Genomic DNA, 16,009 nt, shown 5'->3' with positions numbered 1-16,009 from the left:
CATACTTCGAGCGGCTGGGTGCACCCCGACTCTCATAACCTCAACTTCCCGAACCGCCCGGTGCGGACCCGCATGCCGGGTGGTGTGGCAGGGGCACGGCCTTATGGCCGTCCCCTATGCCGTTTTTTGCCCATCAGAGTAGACGACCATCGCGCACGACCGCGCTTTTCGGAGTTGTCTGAAGCGTGCGCCCGGCACATACACCTAGCATTGAACCGTCGCCGCCCAGTATGTCAGCCCGCTGAGGTGGCGGCTCTGTTGGCTCTCTTATCTGTGATGCAAATGTTTTGCGCGCCCTCGAGGCGCGCTTTTTTGTCCAGGCAAAAAAGGCGGCAAATCCGCAATCGACTTGTAGGGCGCCAGTTGCACGCGTGCTTGCGGTCAAGGCTCACCAACGGGAGGAACCTATGCAGGACGCAATGACCTACGGCCAGCGCAATCAGGAGACGTGACACATGGCCTACACCGGCAAATTTCTCGTGAATAACGAGCCACTATCACCGCTCATCATTTCTGGCATTGGAACGTTCAACGCTTATTCGGGTGACCGGCAATACCGCAATCGGGGCGGCTGCACGGCGGTGCCCAACAAGGGGCCGATTCCCGCCGGCAAATACTGGATCGTTGACCGTCCGACTGGCGGCATACGTTCCAAGGCTCGGGCGTGGTTGGCAGATGAATGGAATGCCTCCCGGGGAAAGCCGACATATCACGCTGAATGGTTCGCCCTGTATCGGGATGACGGGAGCATTGATGACTTTACATGGGTCAATGGTGTCAAGCGCGGGCATTTCCGGCTACATCCGGCAGGCGGTGACGGCGTATCACTTGGTTGTATTACACTGCCGAGCCGTACGGATTTCCTGAGAATCCGTAACTCACTGCTGCACACCATGACGACTCCTGCCGGCAATTCGGGGCTTCGCGCCTATGGAACAATCGAGGTCATCACGCATGGCAACACTTGTCCGTAGGCTGTTCAAGATTGGGCTATTCATTTCGTTGTTCCTGCTGTCGATTCGCTATGTCCCGCCAAATAATGTGTGGACAGAAAGCGAGTCGAACGCATATTGGGCGGCTTCTGATTGGCTCGGTGTTCAGGACCCTAGGGACTTCTATTTCGTGTTCTGGGTGACTATCGAACTGATCGTGGCGGCGCTGGCGTATGTGGCGATCATGAAGCTATGGCGGTGCTATCGTATGAAGTAGACGAAAGCCTTGGGCGGCGGGGCTCTTTTTTGGCCCTCAGAGTTGACGACCAACGCGCGCGCGCCGGCTTTTCGGAGTTGGCTGAAGCCTTCGCCCGGCACATATATGTAGCATTGAACCGCCGCCGCCCAGTATGTCATTCCCGCTGAGGTGGCGGCTCTGTTGGCTCTTTTATCTGTGATGCAAATGTTTTGCGCGCCCCTGAGGCGCGCTTTTTTTGTCCAGGTGAAAGAGGCGGCAAAACCGGAATCGAGCTGTAGCGCGCCAGCGGCACGCGTGCTTACGGTCAAGGCTCACCAACGGGAGGAACCTATGCAGGACCCAACGACTTACGGTCAGCGCAATCAGGAGGCGTGACACATGGCCTACACCGGCAAATTTCTCTTGAATAACGATTCCCGCGCGCACTTCGGGGCTTCGCGCCTACGGAACAATTGAGGTCATCACATATGGCAATACTTGCCCGTAGGGTGTTCAAGGTCGCGCTGTTCATTGGCCTGTTCTATCTCTCCCTTCTCTATGTCCGTCCATACCCCTATGAATGGACAGAAAGCGAGTCGCGCGCATGGTTTGCTGCTTCGAGCCGGCTTGGTGTCCGCGACCCCGAAGATTTGTATTACCTGGTGTGGGTAACGATTGAACTGATCGCGGCGGCACTGGCGTATATGGCGATCATGAAGCTATGGCGGCGGTATCGCACGAGTAGACGAAAGCCCCGACGACGGGGCTTATTTTTTTGCCCATCAGAGTTGACGACCATCGCGCACGCCCCGGCTTTTCGGAGTGGTCTGAAGCCAGCGCCCGGCACATACACCTAGCATTGAACCATCGCCGCCCGGTATGTCCCCACAACATCGAAGATCAGTGTTGCAAAAACGGGGGTGTCCTAGCGGCATTCTTCACTCTTTAAGGGAACCGGTATGACGTATAACGGGAGCTTGGCTGCAAATTTCGCGTATAGCAACGCTAAGGGACACAGCACGCAGAATTGCGCGAAATTTGTTCGGCAGGCGATTCAATGGGGCGGCGTCACCGTTGCGCCAACCAACAGCGCAAAGGACTATGGCTCACACCTTGTTCAAGCGGGGTTTTACGAGGTTTCCGGGCCTGTGCGTAAGGTGATGTCATCGTGATACAAGCCACCAGGAGGCATCCACATGGACACATGGCGATCTTCGATGGGTCGATCTGGATATCCGACTTCAGGCAGCGGCCCGGTCCAGATGGATTTTATCCCGGTCCAGACTACCGAACCACAAGGCCCTCATACAAGATCTATCGCCACGACTGACATGCACATCAAGCGCTTTCTTTCAGTTCTCGCGCTATTGGCCTTCTTCTTTTGGCAATCGGCGTTTTCCGCTACCACGCAAACGACGCCGGAAGGGCAAGCAAAGGCGTTTTATTCGTGGTACATCAAGTTAGGTGCAAACCTGACGTTTCCGTTGCTTGACGAAGGAATCTTTGACTACGTGGCCAAAGGTACAGTCAGCAAGCTACGAGACGACTATGAACACGGCAGGTTGCCCGGCGATAGTGACTACTTTCTTAAGGTGCAAGATGAAGATGAGAATGATTGGCTCGCCCACATTGCAGTTCATCCTGCAGTGATGTTAGGCCATGTCGCGGTCGTGCCTGTTACGTTCGGTTCGAAGGACAAATTGAGCGTGATTGTGTTCATGCGCAATTTTGGTGGCATCTGGAAAATAACGAAGGTTGACGACATATCCGACCTTCCCTAGTCGGAGGTGAGCGACTAGTTAGAACAGCCGTGCGAGGTCGCACGGTTTTTTCGCGTGCATTAATGAATTTCGAGGAATTACCGCTTCCCCTTCCTCACCACCATCCACCTCGGCGACTTGAACCGCACGATGCTCACATAAAGCCACACATAAGTCGCCGCAAACACGACAACGAAGCAGAACAGATGCAGTGTGTGCCGCCAGAACAGCGTCGCCGGCACGACCGCGATCAGGCACAGCAGCCACAGGTACGGCGACGTCAGCGAGTTGCGGCGCGTCAGCTCGCGCGCGGTGCGCGCGCCGACCGCCCAGCGCATCAGCCGCTTGTAGACCAGCATATGCAGATGCACGCCGTCCGGAATGCCCGGCGACATGCCGCGAATGAACTTCTTGCGGTAGATCGAGAAGCAGGTCTCGAAGATCGGGTACATGAAAAGCAGCACCGGATACCACGCGGATACGTCGCGATTGCGCATCACCAGCAGGATCGACAGCTCGGCGAGCATGAAGCCGATGAAGTACGCGCCGCCGTCGCCGAGAAAAATCAGCCCGGCCGGGAAGTTCCAGATGAAGAAGCCGAGCACCGCGCCCATCATCATGAACGACGCCGACAGCACGACCGGGTCGTGCACCTGGAACGCCACGTACGCGAGCGACGCGAACATCATGAACGCGACCATCGACGCGAGGCCGTTGAAGCCGTCGATGATATTGATCGCGTTGGCGAGCGCTGCGACCGCGAGCACCGTGACCACGAACGAGATCGCCGCATATGACAGCAGAAAGTCGAGCGGCGGCACGCTGATGCGCGTGACCGCGATGTCGAGAAAGAACCAGGCGAGGGCGGCGGCCGCCATCGTGCAGACGAGGCGTACGAGCGGCGACACGCGCTTGGTCAGATCCTCGACGAGCCCCGAGCCGAACGCCGGCATGCCGCACGCGATCAGCCCGAGAATGCTGCCCGACACGGCCGGATAGGCACGATGCAATTGCACCGCGGCGGCGATCAGCCCGAGCAGAATCCCGGTCCCGCCGATGCGCGGCACCGGACGCACATGGAATTTCTGCACGCCGGCCAGATCGGTATCGGTCGAAAATTTTTCATGCAGATGCGCATAGCGCACGATCAACAGCGTGATCAGCAGAGAGACGAGAAAGCCGAGCGCAAAACTAAGCATGAAAATGGGCCTGAGCGAAGACGCGGAATTATACAAACGAAACGCACGGCGGCCGGCGCGCGGCAGGGACGCAAAGCTTTCAGGAGGGCCAGCAGGAATATCCCAGATAGCGAGATCGAGGCGGCCCTCAGAGGCCCGTCAGCACTCGCTCCTCATGGATTCCCCCTATGCGCCGCACGCGCGCCGCAACCGTAAACCTGGATGCGACGAAGTGTCAGTCGCGCGCAACAAAGGCGTTCCGGAGACCCAATGCTAAACAACATCACAATTCGCGGCGGACTGACGCTCGTGATCAGCGTATTCGTCGCCTTCCTGCTGACAGTCATCGCTGTCGGATACGGCGCGCTGAAGCTCGCCAACGACAGTCTCGACGACACGCAGCGCAGCGAGGCCGCGCTGTCTCATCTGAAGGCGAGTTCCGAGAAGCTTCTGCAGGTGCAACTCGCGCTGGGCACCTATCAGACGTTGTTCAGTATCGGCAAGCAGACCGACGATCTGCTGCCGGCCGCGCACAAGGTGCTGGTCGAATCGAACGACGACTTCCACAACTACATGGCCGGCCCGTTCGCGAGCGACGCCGAGCGCAAGCTCGCGCACAGCGTCGGCGAAGCGCGCGCGGCGCTCGTCGACAAGGCGATCGAGCCGGAATTCAAGGCACTGACCGACTTCGACTTCAACACCTTCCGCACCATCCAGGGGGATACCGCGAACAGCCTGTACGCGTCTTACTCGAAGGCGATCGACGCGCTCGAAAAAGCGCAGATGGACAATCAGCATCAGCAGGCCGCGACCGGCGCGCGCCGCTTCCAGCTCGCGACAGTGCTGTTCGGCGCGATCGCGGTGATCGCGCTCGTGATTGCCGTGGGCGCGCGCGTCGCGTTGTCGTCGGCGCTGATCAAGCCGGTCAACGCGACGGTCAAGCACTTCGAGCGCATCGCGGCCGGTGACCTGAGCGTCGCGATCAAGGTGAAATCGCGCAATGAGATGGGCCAGCTGCTCGGCGCGCTGACGCGGATGCGCGACGGCCTCGTCGAAACGGTCGGCAAGGTGCGCGGCAGCACGAGCGCAATCACGCAGGGCGCGAACGAGATCGCGTCGGGCAATGCCGATCTGTCGGCGCGCACCGAGCAGCAGGCGGCCGCGCTGCAGGAGACCGCGGCGAGTATGGAGCAGCTGTCGGCGACCGTGAAGCAGAACGCCGACAACGCGAAGCAGGCGAACCGCCTCGCGCACGGCGCGCTCGACACGGTCACGCGCGGCGGCAAGGTGGTGTCGCGCGTGACGGAGACGATGGACGGCATCAGCGATTCGTCGCGCAAGGTCACCGAGATCATCGGCATGATCGAGGGGATCGCGTTCCAGACCAACATCCTCGCGCTGAACGCGGCCGTCGAAGCGGCTCGCGCGGGTGAGCAGGGCCGCGGCTTCGCGGTGGTCGCCTCGGAAGTGCGCAGCCTCGCGCAGCGCTCCGGCGCGGCGGCCAAGGAGATCAAGGAGCTGATCGGCGAGTCGGCGGCGAAGGTCGAGGAAGGTGCGTCGCTGGTGTCGGATGCGCAGAAGACGATTCAGGAAGCGATGAAGGCCGTCGAGCGTGTGACCGGCGTGATGAGCGAGATCGAGGCCTCGGCACTCGAACAGAGCGACGGCATCGAGCAGGTCAACAAGGCAGTGTCGCAAATCGACGAGGTCACCCAGCACAACGCGGCGCTCGTCGAGCAGGCGGCGGCTGCGGCGAAGTCGCTGGAGGAGCAGGCAGTCATTCTGAAGGAAGCCATTGCCGTGTTCCGGCTCGAAGAGTCGGGGGCGGCGGCTTAGCATCCGGCCGGAAGAAATGCGTGGCTGTCGATGACATAGCGCGCCGACAGCTACCTTAGAATCCTGTTTTCCATCTGGTTGGATAAAACGAAAACAGGTGTTCGATGCTCAAAGGGTTGGCAGCGTTCGTGATTTCGGCGCTCTGTGTCTGGCTGTTCATCATCGTGTTCGGTCAGACCTTTCCGTCAGCGCAATTGCACGAGGTCGGTGACTTTGCGGCGAACTCGTTGCTGATCGACGACGCAAAGCATCTGAAGCTGCTCGTCGGACATTACTCGCGCGTGGGGTTCAATCATCCCGGTCCTGCGCTTCTTTACGCGCTTGCCGCGGGCGAGATCGTATTTTTCGACCTGACGCACGCGGTCGCGTCGCCGTTTTCCGGTCAGATCCTTGCGGTTGCGCTGCTTTCCGCTTTCTGGATCGCGGCAATCGGCACGCTTTTGATCAGGATGCAGCAGGCGACGAGGGGCGCCACCGCGGCAGCCGTCGTTACCACGGCCCTGTTCGTTGGTGTCACCGCTTACATCAACTACCAGGCCTTCGCGGGTCCCTGGTTCCCGCATCTCTACTACTTTGCTTTTGCGGCGTTCACGGTGTCCGTAGCCGCATTGATCATGGGGCGCGCAGACGGGCTTATGCTCCTTGCCGTAAGCCTTGGATTTTTGCTGAACGGTCATGCTTCTTTTCTGGGTATGACGGCCGTCATGCTGGGGTGCGCGCTGATAGCCAATACCTGGATTTCCGTCAGATCGGGTTCCGGTGAAACCTGGGTTTTGAGCCGGCATTTCCTCGCGGACAATGTTCGAACGATTGCCGTTGCACTGGCGATCGTGGCGCTTTTCCTCATTCCTCTCGCGATCCAGACGATCCTTCATTTTCCCGGACCGCTCGCTGAATATGCCGCTTTTAGCCATGTCCACCGAGCGAATCGTTTAGTGGACGCCGCGCGCTTCGCCGGAGTTTTCTGGAGTAACGGACTCTTCGGCATCCTGCTGGGCGCGGCGGCTTGTGCTGTGCTCGTGACGAACGATCCCGCGCGCGACAATGAAAGCCGCATCGCGCCTGAGCGTGCATTGTCGCTCGCGCTAGCGAGCGCGACAGTCGCCTTCGTCTTTTATGCCGCTTTCGGCGTCGACGACCTTTCGCTGACCTATGTCGGAATTTTCTACTACGTCGTTCCTGCTCTGGCGCTGACGCTGCTGGTCAAGCGCTTCCTCGACAATGTGACAGCGGCGACCGTGCCCGTTGCCGTGATCGTTTGTGTGATCGTGGCGGCTTTCACGGCGATCCGGATTCATCAGCCGCCTGAAAACGTTTCCCAGTACGACGATCCGCGAATTCCGGCTGCTTACTCGACTATCCGCAATCTCGATGTGGGGAGCGGCATCGCGGTCTTCGATCTCGATGGATCCGCGGATTGGGAACGGCTGTGGCCAATTCTGGTGGGCATCGAAGCGTACGCGAAGCGTCAGGGCAGCGTGCCGTTTTGCATCGCGCAAAACTGGCAGCTCGTGTTCACCCGGGCGGCGCGCTGCACGCCTGACGAAATGCGAGGCGCCCACAGGCGTTTTCTGGTGTCGGCGGTGCCGAAGGAAGGAATGACCGGTGCGTTGAGCGTTGCCGGCTTGTATTTTTATCCGCGCGAATCCGCGCAGTAGGCGGGCAAACGGCGACGGTATCCGCGGTATGCGAATGCCGCCGCCGTTTTTTATCCCGACGCGATGACGCCGAAGCGCTTTAAGCAAACCCCTGCGGATTCGTCGACTGCCAGCGCCAGTGGTCCGCGCACATGCGCTCGATGCCGAACTGCGCGCGCCAGCCGATGATCTTCTCGGCCGCGCTCGGGTCCGCGAAACACTGCGCGACGTCGCCCGGGCGGCGCGCGACGATCTCGTACGGCACCGGTCGGCCCGACGCCTTCTCGAACGAGCGCACCACGTCGAGCACGCTATAGCCTTGGCCCGTGCCCAGATTGACGACGAAGCTTGCATCGCGCTCGACGAGCGCATCGAGCGCGGCGAGATGCCCGCGCGCGAGATCGACCACGTGGATGTAATCGCGCACGCCGGTGCCGTCGGGCGTCTCATAGTCGCCGCCGAACACGCGCAGCTTTTCGAGCTTGCCGACCGCGACCTGCGCGACGTACGGCATCAGGTTGTTCGGAATGCCGGCCGGATCTTCGCCGATCAGGCCGCTCTCATGCGCGCCAACCGGATTGAAGTAGCGCAGCGTCGCGATGCGCCACGACGGGTCCGACACTTCCAGATCGCGCAAGATCTGCTCGGCGATCAGCTTCGATTGACCATACGGATTGGTCGCCGACAGCGGGAACGATTCGTCGATGGGCGAGCTTTTCGGCACGCCGTACACCGTGGCCGACGAACTGAACACGAACTGCTTGACGTTGCGATCGCGCATCACGCCGAGCAGCGTCAGCAGGCTGCCGACGTTGTTCGCGTAGTACTCGATCGGCTTCGCGACCGATTCGCCGACCGCTTTCAACGCCGCGAAATGGATCGCGCCCGTGATCGGATGCGCATCGAAAATGCGCTGCAGCGCGGCTGCGTCGCGCGCGTCGTTGTCATAGAAGCTCACCGCACGGCCGGTTATTTGCTCGACGCGCCGCAACGATTCGCGCTTGCTATTCACGAGGTTGTCGATCACCACGACGTCGTAGCCGCCGTTCAGCAGTTCGACGCAGGTGTGCGAGCCGATGAAACCCGCGCCGCCGGTTACCAGAATCGTGCCCTTCGTGGTCATGCTGTTGCTCCCATTAAAGTAAAACACCCGTGATTTTCTGGACCAGGTCTTTATACGTTTCGACGACCATGCGTTCGTCGAATTCGGTCGCGACTTTCTGCCGGCCGCGTTCCGCCATCGCGCGCCGCTCCGCGTCGCTCATATCGAGCATGCGCGCGAGACTCGCGGCGAGGCTCTGCGCATTACGCGCTTCGCACAACAAGCCGTTGACACCGTCGGCCACTACCTCGCGGCAGCCGGGCACGTCGGTCGCGACGATCGGCCGGCCCATCGCCGATGCTTCCATCAGCGTGCGCGGCACGCCTTCGCGATACGACGGTAGCACGACACAATCGGCATCGGCGATGAACGGCCGCACGTCGTGCGCTTCGCCCAGATATTCGATCACGCCTTCCTGTTCCCACGCGGCGACTTCGTCGCGCGTGATCGCGCTCGGATTGTCGACGCCGACCGGCCCGAGCAACTGGAAGCGCGCATGAGGATAGCGCGCGCGCAATTGCCGCGCGGCCTCGACGTATTCGCCGACGCCCTTGTCCCACAGCAGCCGGCCGATCAGCACGAAGCGAAACTCCGCCCGAGCGCGCAGCGGCGTGAACGCGAACTGTTCGAGATCGACGCCCTCGCCGTGCAACAGCCGCGCGCGCTCGGGATGCGCGAGCAGCTTGCCGTCGATGAACGCGGCCTGATCGTCGCGATTCAGGAACCACACTTCACGCGGAAAGCGGAACGCGAAACGATACAGCCTTTTAGCGATCTGCGCGGCACGGCTGTGCTGGATGAACACATAGCCGAGCCCGGTGGTGACCGCCACCGACTGCACGCCAGCCAGCTTCGCCGCGATCGAGCCGTAGATATTCGGCTTGATCGTGTAGTGAAACACCACGTGCGGACGGATCGTCCTGTACTGCCGATAGAGCGCGAAGAGCGTGCGCAGATCTTCGCCCGGACTCGTGCCCTTCGACGCCATCGGCAGCTCGATGCAACGGCAGCCCATCGCGGCGAGCAGCTCGAACGTGCGGTCGCGCGGCGCAAGCACCGTCACATCGACCCCGCGCCCGATCAGTGTGCGGATCAGCCCTTGCCGATACGTATAGATTGCCCAGGCCGTGTTGCAGACGAGTGTAATGCGCAGCGCGGGCGTCGACTTGAAAGAGGGCTTCATGCGAAAAAGGGCACGGCGTTGAATGAAGTGTGGACCAGTGATACGAAAACAGCGCCGTACGCAGCGGCGCGAAGCTCAGCGAACCAGGCGGCAGCGACAGCGCTCACACGCGGCGCGCCTCAACGGCTCGCGCGCGGCGTGAGCAGCGCGCGCTTGACCCGCTGCAACGTGCGATAAGGCAGCAGCAGATGCGACAGATTCTTCGCGAGGCCCAGCCAGTCGTATGGATTGGCCACGTTGAAATAGCGCAACTGCAAACGCAGCGTCGAAGCGATCTGCCGGCGCCGCTTCGTCGCGCTGATGCCGCCTTCGTTCAGCTCATAGAAAAGGCCGAGCTCCGGCAGATTCGCGCAGTCGTAGTGTTCCATCAGACGTAAGAACAGATCGAGGTCCTCGGCCGAAGGATACGCGGCGCGGTAGTTGCCGACTGTGCGGACGGCATCGATACGCAGCATCATCGACGGATGCGCGAGGCACGAGCGGAAAAAGCGCTGGCGCCGAATTACATAGGGCTCGGCCGGCGGCGTCAGCATGAAAAGCGGCTCGCCCGCACGCGTGACGACCTGGGTCCACATGCCGAGGCCCGCCACGTTCGGATGCGCTCCCATGAACGCGCGCTGCTTCGCGAGCCGCTGGGGCACCGCGCGATCGCCCGCGTCGATGCGCGCCGCAAAACGAAAGCCGCGCTGCGCGAGCGCATCGATGCCGGTTTGCAGCGCGCGCTCGATGCCGCTGTTGCGCGCCATGCGCAGCACTTCGATCTTCAGGTTCGGCAGCGTGGGTGCGACGATCGGCGGTGTGCTGCCGTCATCGACGATCAAAACGTGCACCAGCGCACTTTCTTCAAACGACGCGAGCGTAGAATCGACGTCCGCCTGGCCGTTGTAGGCGGGCATCAGCACCGCGACGTCGTCGAGCGTGGTTTGCGCGGTGGCGGATGAATTCGTCATGGGCGCAATTTGAAACGGATGTAATAAAGATTAACCGAGGCGGCCGCCAGATAGCCGGCCGCGAGGCCGACGAGCGCGCCATACGCGCCGAGTCGCGGGATCGCCAATAGATTGACGGCGAACGCGACGGCGAGCGCGAGCAGCCACTTCGCCAGCAACACGAACTTGGCCTGATACTTGAGCACGACCAGATTGCCGATCGCCTCGATACCCGCGGGCACCGACAGCCACACGGCCCAGCGGAAGATCTCGATCGCGCCTTCGAAATCCGGCCCGAACACGCGGCGGATGATGAAGCCCGCGAGCAGATCGAGCACGAACGCGCCGCACACCATCAGCACGGCGGTCAGCGCGGTGAGCCGCCACATGTTGCGGCGCAGTTGCGCGATGCCTTGCACGCGGTAGACGAAGGCGGGCGCAATGGTTTGCGCGAGCATCAGCGCGAGCGTGATCCAGTTTTCATTCAACTGCTGGGCGGCCGAGTAGCGTCCGAGGTCGGCGAACGAAATCGCGCGCTCGAGCATCAGCCGGTCCAGCTTCAGGAACAGATACATACAGATGAGCCCGAGCCAGAATACCGTGCCCGCGCTCGCGAAGTGCTTGAAGAGCGAACGTTCGACATGCCAGCCCAGCTTGCCGCCATGCCGGCGCATGAAGTAGAGCAACAGCACCGCGCCGATCGCCGCCGATTCGAGCGCCCACAGCCAGCCGAAACGTGCGGGCGCGGCCGTCGCGCGCACCAGCAGATAGACGAGGCCGGCCTTGATCACAGCGGTGCTCATGCTGGTCAGCAACTGCGGCTTGCTGTAGGTCATGCTTTGCAGCCACGCGTTGATCACGCCGACGAACGGCTCGCGAAACAGCATCGTGAGCGCGAGGCCAGCGAGCATCGCGCCGACGAGCGGCTCGAAGAAATGCAGCGCAATGCCGAGCCACGTGAGCAGCAGCGCGACGGCCGAGACGGAGAAACGCAACGCGAACGCGCTGCCGAGTACGGTACCGAGTTGTTCGGGCGGCCGGTTGACGATGGTCGGTACGAGGATTTCCGCGCCGCACACCCATGTGATCGGCGACAGCACCAGCAGCAGCGTGTTCGCGTACTGCCATTTGCCGAACGTATCGGGTCCGAAGTAACGCGCGAGGATGCCGCTGATCACGATTGCCACGCCGATCTGCGTGAGCCGTTCGAGACCCAGCCAGACGATGTTCGTAAACGCGCGCGTGACGTCGGGATTGGCGAAGCGCCTGAGTGTCAGCATCCGTTGGCCGCTCGCCGCTGCGCGTCGGTCAAGCCACCTCGTGCGGCCATGCATGCGGCGCTATGCGCGTTCGCCCGCCCGGCCGGCAGCCACGGCAACTTTACAAAGGGAGGGCGTCTAAGCATTAGAATGGCGTTATTCAGGCTGGTCAGAAGAACGCAATTATAAGTTGGAACCGGACCGCTTCCGGCAAGGGCGCAACGAGGCGTGATAACGCGATTTTTTAACGCGCGTATTACGGTGGTTTTTAATGCGATTTTTTCCGCGTTTTTACCGGTTATCGTCTGTGCGCAGGTCAAAATTTTCCATTGCACGCAAGTGAGCCAACATGATCTCCAAATCGATTTTCAAGGCGTATGACATTCGTGGCGTCATTGGCAAGACGCTCGACGCGGACGCAGCGCGTTCCATCGGCCGCGCCTTCGGCAGCGAAGTGCGCGCGCAGGGCGGCGACGCGGTCGTGGTCGCGCGCGACGGGCGCCTGTCGGGCCCCGAACTGATCGGCGCGCTGTCCGACGGCCTACGTGCGGCCGGCGTCGACGTCGTGAACGTGGGTATGGTGCCCACGCCGGTCGGCTACTTCGCGGCGAGCGTACCGTTGAAGCTCGCGGGCGGCGAGCGCCGGGTCGACTCGTGCATCGTCGTGACCGGTAGCCATAATCCGCCGGACTACAACGGCTTCAAGATGGTGCTGCGCGGCGCGGCCATTTACGGCGAGCAAATCCTCGCGCTGCATCAGCGCATCGTCGACGAGAACTTCGCCGACGGTAGCGGCAGCTACACCGAATACGACATCGCCGACGCGTATCTCGAGCGCATCGCGAGCGACGTGAAGCTCGCGCGTCCGATCAAGATCGTCGTCGATACCGGCAACGGCGTGGCCGGCGCGCTCGCACCGAAGCTGTTCAAAAAGCTCGGTTGCGAACTGGTCGAGCTGTTCACCGAAGTCGACGGCAACTTCCCGAATCACCACCCGGACCCGGCGCACCCGGAGAACCTCGAAGACGTGATTCGCGCGCTGAAGGAAACCGATGCGGAAATCGGCTTCGCGTTCGACGGCGACGGCGACCGCCTGGGCGTCGTCACCAAGGATGGCCAGATCATCTACCCGGACCGTCAGCTGATGCTGTTCGCCGAAGAAGTGCTGTCGCGCAACAAGGGCGCGCAGATCATCTACGACGTGAAGTGCACGCGCAATCTCGCGAAGTGGGTCAAGGACAAGGGCGGCGAGCCGCTGATGTGGAAGACCGGCCACTCGCTCGTGAAGGCGAAGCTGCGCGAAACCGGCGCGCCGCTGGCCGGTGAAATGAGCGGACACGTGTTCTTCAAGGACCGCTGGTATGGTTTCGACGACGGCCTGTACACGGGCGCGCGTCTGCTCGAGATCCTCACGCGCGTCGCCGACCCGAGCAAGCTGCTGAACTCGCTGCCGAATTCGCACTCCACGCCCGAGCTGCAACTGAAGCTCGAAGAAGGCGAGAACTTCGAGCTGATCGCGCGTTTGCAGCAGAACGCCAAGTTCACCGGCGCGGACAACGTCGTGAAGATCGACGGTCTGCGCGTCGAGTATCCGGACGGCTTCGGCCTCGCGCGTTCGTCGAATACGACGCCGGTCGTCGTGATGCGTTTCGAAGCCGACAACGACGCGGCGCTCAAGCGCATCCAGGACGACTTCCGCCGCGTGATTCTCGCGGAGAAGGCCGATGCGAAACTGCCGTTCTGACGGCTGATGCGGCGGCGCGCTTCGATATTCGTCAAGACGGATCGAAGCTCGCCGCTACCGAACGCGGCGCGGGTTGCCTTACCGCGCCGCGTTTTTCATGTCTTTGATATCCGACGCGCTAGAATTGCGGTCCTTTCAACGCATCTTCGAGCCGGATAGCCGGTTTTCCCACTCTTGAGCGCGCAAAAGATACTCATCGTGAGGGTGTCGTCGCTGGGCGACGTCGTTCACAACATGCCCGTGATAGCCGACATCCGGCGCCGCCATCCCGAAGCGCAGATCGACTGGCTCGTCGAGGAGAGCTTCGTCGGGCTCGTGGAGCTCGTGAGCGGCGTGCGGCGCGCGATTCCGGTGTCGCTGCGGCGCTGGCGCAAGCGCATCCTGTCCGTCGACAACTGGCGCGAGATCGGCGCGTTTCGTCGCGCGCTCGCCGCCGAGCACTACGATCTGGTGATCGACTGCCAGGGGCTCATCAAGACCGCGTGGGTCGCTAGCATGGCGCGCGGACCTCTCGTCGGCCTCGGCAACCGCACCGACGGCGCCGGCTACGAATGGCCGGTGCGCTTCTTCTACGGGCGGCGCGTGCCGATCGCGCCACGCACGCACGTGGTCGAACGCACGCGGCAACTGGTGGCCGCGGCGCTGAACGATCCGCCGCCGCAACCCACCGACGACATCGACTTCGGTCTCGATACGGGCCGTGCCGCGCTCGCGCTGTCGCAAGCCAATCTGAATCTGCCGGTGCCGTACGTGGTGTTCGTGCACGCGACTTCGCGCGCCGACAAGCAGTGGCCCGACGCCGCGTGGATCGAACTCGGGCAAACGCTGGTGCGGCGCGGCGCGTCGATCGTGCTGCCGTGGGGCAGCGACGCCGAGCGCGCGACCAGCGAGCGGCTCGCGAAGGAATTCGGCGCGGCCGCGATCGTGCCGCCGAAGCTGTCGCTGCCGGCGGTGGTCGGGCTGATCGATGGCGCGGCCGCGACGGTCGGGGTCGACACAGGTCTGGTCCACATCGCGGCGGCGCTGAAGCGGCCTACGGTCGAGTTGTACAATTTCTCGACCGCGTGGCGCACCGGCGGCTACTGGTCGCCGAACGTCGTCAATCTCGGCGCGGCCGGTCAGCCGCCCACGCTGCAGCAGGTCAAGTCGGCGCTGGCCGCGTTTGGTTTGCTGTAACCCGGGCCGGCAGTCATCAGCACGGGCTGTCACCCGCCGGTGCGCTTCGCCTTGCGCACCCTCCGTTCCCAAGGGCGATCATGAACGAAACCCAGATCATCGAAGTAGCGAACGCCGACTGGCACGGCTGCAACCTGTCCGTGCCGCGCGAGACGCTGCTCGCCGGCGTCGAGCGCGGCAAGGTGCTGTACTTCCCGAACCTGCGCTTTGCGATCGACGGTGGCGAGCAGGCGTTGCTCGACCCGGCAATCGCCGATCCGAACCGCAAGAACATCAGCCTCGAACCGAACGGCGGCGCGCTGCACGGCGTGGCCGGCGATGCGGTCACGCAATCGGCCGTGCGCGCGTTGATCGCGCGTTATCAGGCGAATGCGCGTACGCTCGTCGACGGGCTCTTTCCCGAGTACAGCGGCAAATTGCGCGTCGCGCCGACGAGCCTGCGGCTGCATCAGGTCGAGACGCGCGAAACCTCGTGGCGCAAGGACGACAGCCGTCTGCACGTCGATGCGTTTCCGTCGCGGCCTAACTACGGCGAGCGCATCCTGCGCGTGTTCACCAACGTGAACCCACATGGCGTGCCGCGCGTATGGCGCGTCGGCGAGCCGTTCGAGGACATGGCGCAGCGCTTCCTGCCGCGCATCAAGCCGCAGATGCCGGGCTCCGCGTGGCTGCTGAACCTGCTGCATGTGACGAAGTCGCCGCGCAGCGAGTACGACCATCTGATGCTCAATCTGCACGACGGCATGAAGGCCGACCTCGACTATCAGAAGACGAGTCCGCAAGAGACCATGCCGTTTCCGCCGGGCAGCGTGTGGGTGTGCTTCTCCGACCAGACCTCGCATGCGGTGATGTCCGGCCAGTTCATGCTGGAGCAGACTTTCTTCCTGCCGGTGAAGGCGATGGCGCAGCCGGAATGCGCGCCGCTCGGCATTCTCGAGCGCCTGAAGGGCAGGGCGCTGGTTTGAGCGCGGCGGTCGATTCGAGGGCCGGGCAGGTGCTGGCCCGCATCGCGCGTATCAGCGCCGTGGACTTTGC

The 16,009-nt window shown here is 62.3% G+C and carries 13 protein-coding genes and 1 pseudogene; 9 read left to right on the top strand and 5 right to left on the bottom strand.

Going from position 1 to position 16,009, the window contains the following annotated elements:
* The first annotated feature begins 455 nt into the window (after nt 1-455).
* The 4 genes and pseudogenes from AB3X95_RS34860 to AB3X95_RS34845 all read left to right on the top strand — a co-directional run bounded on the left by AB3X95_RS34860 (nt 456) and on the right by AB3X95_RS34845 (nt 2,951).
* The gene (locus tag AB3X95_RS34860; RefSeq protein WP_176121099.1) at nt 456-974 is read left to right on the top strand and encodes a DUF2778 domain-containing protein; all 519 of its coding nucleotides are present in this window, start codon (nt 456-458) and stop codon (nt 972-974) included.
* Entirely contained in the window at nt 955-1,209 is a 255-nt protein-coding gene (locus AB3X95_RS34855) for a hypothetical protein (protein ID WP_176121100.1), read from the top strand. Before AB3X95_RS34860 ends, AB3X95_RS34855 begins: the two co-directional genes overlap by 20 nt.
* A gap of 449 nt (nt 1,210-1,658) precedes the next feature.
* A pseudogene (locus AB3X95_RS34850) lies at nt 1,659-1,907 on the top strand (hypothetical protein); the annotation flags it as partial.
* A gap of 459 nt (nt 1,908-2,366) precedes the next feature.
* The gene (locus AB3X95_RS34845) at nt 2,367-2,951 is read left to right on the top strand and encodes a hypothetical protein (protein ID WP_368623650.1); all 585 of its coding nucleotides are present in this window, start codon (nt 2,367-2,369) and stop codon (nt 2,949-2,951) included.
* Between the two features lie 77 nt (nt 2,952-3,028).
* Here the strand turns inward: AB3X95_RS34845 and AB3X95_RS34840 are convergent, their stop codons facing one another.
* Nucleotides 3,029-4,129, bottom strand: a complete 1,101-nt coding sequence (locus tag AB3X95_RS34840) for a glycosyltransferase (RefSeq protein ID WP_184227805.1) — start codon at nt 4,127-4,129, stop codon at nt 3,029-3,031.
* 249 nt (nt 4,130-4,378) lie between these two features.
* On the opposite strand from AB3X95_RS34840, the gene AB3X95_RS34835 reads away from it, so the two are divergent.
* On the top strand, nt 4,379-5,944 hold the full coding sequence (locus AB3X95_RS34835) for a methyl-accepting chemotaxis protein (RefSeq protein ID WP_184227806.1): 1,566 nt from the start codon (nt 4,379-4,381) through the stop codon (nt 5,942-5,944).
* Nucleotides 5,945-6,048: 104 nt separating this feature from the next.
* Complete coding sequence (locus tag AB3X95_RS34830) at nt 6,049-7,602, top strand: hypothetical protein (RefSeq protein ID WP_176366968.1); 1,554 nt, start codon at nt 6,049-6,051, stop codon at nt 7,600-7,602.
* Between the two features lie 79 nt (nt 7,603-7,681).
* On the opposite strand, the gene galE is transcribed toward AB3X95_RS34830, so the two are convergent.
* From galE to AB3X95_RS34810, 4 genes are all read right to left on the bottom strand, one after another.
* The gene (gene galE, locus AB3X95_RS34825; RefSeq protein WP_176121105.1) at nt 7,682-8,704 is read right to left on the bottom strand and encodes a UDP-glucose 4-epimerase GalE; all 1,023 of its coding nucleotides are present in this window, start codon (nt 8,702-8,704) and stop codon (nt 7,682-7,684) included.
* A gap of 13 nt (nt 8,705-8,717) precedes the next feature.
* Complete coding sequence (locus AB3X95_RS34820; protein ID WP_176109362.1) at nt 8,718-9,866, bottom strand: glycosyltransferase family 4 protein; 1,149 nt, start codon at nt 9,864-9,866, stop codon at nt 8,718-8,720.
* 119 nt (nt 9,867-9,985) lie between these two features.
* Nucleotides 9,986-10,816 carry a glycosyltransferase gene (locus AB3X95_RS34815; protein WP_368623649.1) on the bottom strand — a complete coding sequence of 277 codons (831 nt, stop codon included), beginning with the start codon at nt 10,814-10,816 and terminating at the stop codon, nt 9,986-9,988.
* Nucleotides 10,813-12,075: an oligosaccharide flippase family protein gene (locus AB3X95_RS34810; RefSeq protein ID WP_368623648.1), complete on the bottom strand. Its 1,263-nt coding sequence runs from the start codon at nt 12,073-12,075 to the stop codon at nt 10,813-10,815. Before AB3X95_RS34810 ends, AB3X95_RS34815 begins: the two co-directional genes overlap by 4 nt.
* Nucleotides 12,076-12,403: 328 nt before the next feature.
* Here AB3X95_RS34810 and AB3X95_RS34805 point away from each other — a divergent pair, with 328 nt between their 5' ends.
* From AB3X95_RS34805 to AB3X95_RS34795, 3 genes are all read left to right on the top strand, one after another.
* Nucleotides 12,404-13,798 carry a phosphomannomutase/phosphoglucomutase gene (locus AB3X95_RS34805; RefSeq protein ID WP_368623647.1) on the top strand — a complete coding sequence of 465 codons (1,395 nt, stop codon included), beginning with the start codon at nt 12,404-12,406 and terminating at the stop codon, nt 13,796-13,798.
* A 234-nt stretch (nt 13,799-14,032) separates the two neighbouring features.
* Complete coding sequence (waaC, locus tag AB3X95_RS34800; protein WP_254905817.1) at nt 14,033-14,974, top strand: lipopolysaccharide heptosyltransferase I; 942 nt, start codon at nt 14,033-14,035, stop codon at nt 14,972-14,974.
* A gap of 80 nt (nt 14,975-15,054) precedes the next feature.
* Nucleotides 15,055-15,939 carry a Kdo hydroxylase family protein gene (locus AB3X95_RS34795; protein ID WP_176121109.1) on the top strand — a complete coding sequence of 295 codons (885 nt, stop codon included), beginning with the start codon at nt 15,055-15,057 and terminating at the stop codon, nt 15,937-15,939.
* Nucleotides 15,940-16,009: the final 70 nt, after the last annotated feature.

Source organism: Paraburkholderia sp. BR13444 (genome assembly GCF_040948755.1).
Classification (GTDB): domain Bacteria; phylum Pseudomonadota; class Gammaproteobacteria; order Burkholderiales; family Burkholderiaceae; genus Paraburkholderia; species Paraburkholderia youngii.
Note: the sequence above shows the minus strand (reverse complement) of the source record. Positions and strands in the feature narration are given on the sequence as shown.

What these genes read in the sequence shown, in the direction of transcription:
- AB3X95_RS34845 (WP_368623650.1), top strand. Translation starts at nt 2,367, where the DNA reads ATGGACACATGGCGATCTTCGATGGGTCGATCTGGATATCCGACTTCA.
- AB3X95_RS34855 (WP_176121100.1), top strand. Translation starts at nt 955, where the DNA reads ATGGCAACACTTGTCCGTAGGCTGTTCAAGATTGGGCTATTCATTTCG.
- AB3X95_RS34860 (WP_176121099.1), top strand. Translation starts at nt 456, where the DNA reads ATGGCCTACACCGGCAAATTTCTCGTGAATAACGAGCCACTATCACCG.
- AB3X95_RS34835 (WP_184227806.1), top strand. Translation starts at nt 4,379, where the DNA reads ATGCTAAACAACATCACAATTCGCGGCGGACTGACGCTCGTGATCAGC.
- AB3X95_RS34830 (WP_176366968.1), top strand. Translation starts at nt 6,049, where the DNA reads ATGCTCAAAGGGTTGGCAGCGTTCGTGATTTCGGCGCTCTGTGTCTGG.
- AB3X95_RS34810 (WP_368623648.1), bottom strand. Translation starts at nt 12,075, where the DNA reads ATGCTGACACTCAGGCGCTTCGCCAATCCCGACGTCACGCGCGCGTTT.
- AB3X95_RS34815 (WP_368623649.1), bottom strand. Translation starts at nt 10,816, where the DNA reads ATGACGAATTCATCCGCCACCGCGCAAACCACGCTCGACGACGTCGCG.
- AB3X95_RS34820 (WP_176109362.1), bottom strand. Translation starts at nt 9,866, where the DNA reads ATGAAGCCCTCTTTCAAGTCGACGCCCGCGCTGCGCATTACACTCGTC.
- galE (WP_176121105.1), bottom strand. Translation starts at nt 8,704, where the DNA reads ATGACCACGAAGGGCACGATTCTGGTAACCGGCGGCGCGGGTTTCATC.
- AB3X95_RS34840 (WP_184227805.1), bottom strand. Translation starts at nt 4,129, where the DNA reads ATGCTTAGTTTTGCGCTCGGCTTTCTCGTCTCTCTGCTGATCACGCTG.
- AB3X95_RS34805 (WP_368623647.1), top strand. Translation starts at nt 12,404, where the DNA reads ATGATCTCCAAATCGATTTTCAAGGCGTATGACATTCGTGGCGTCATT.
- waaC (WP_254905817.1), top strand. Translation starts at nt 14,033, where the DNA reads ATGCCCGTGATAGCCGACATCCGGCGCCGCCATCCCGAAGCGCAGATC.
- AB3X95_RS34795 (WP_176121109.1), top strand. Translation starts at nt 15,055, where the DNA reads ATGAACGAAACCCAGATCATCGAAGTAGCGAACGCCGACTGGCACGGC.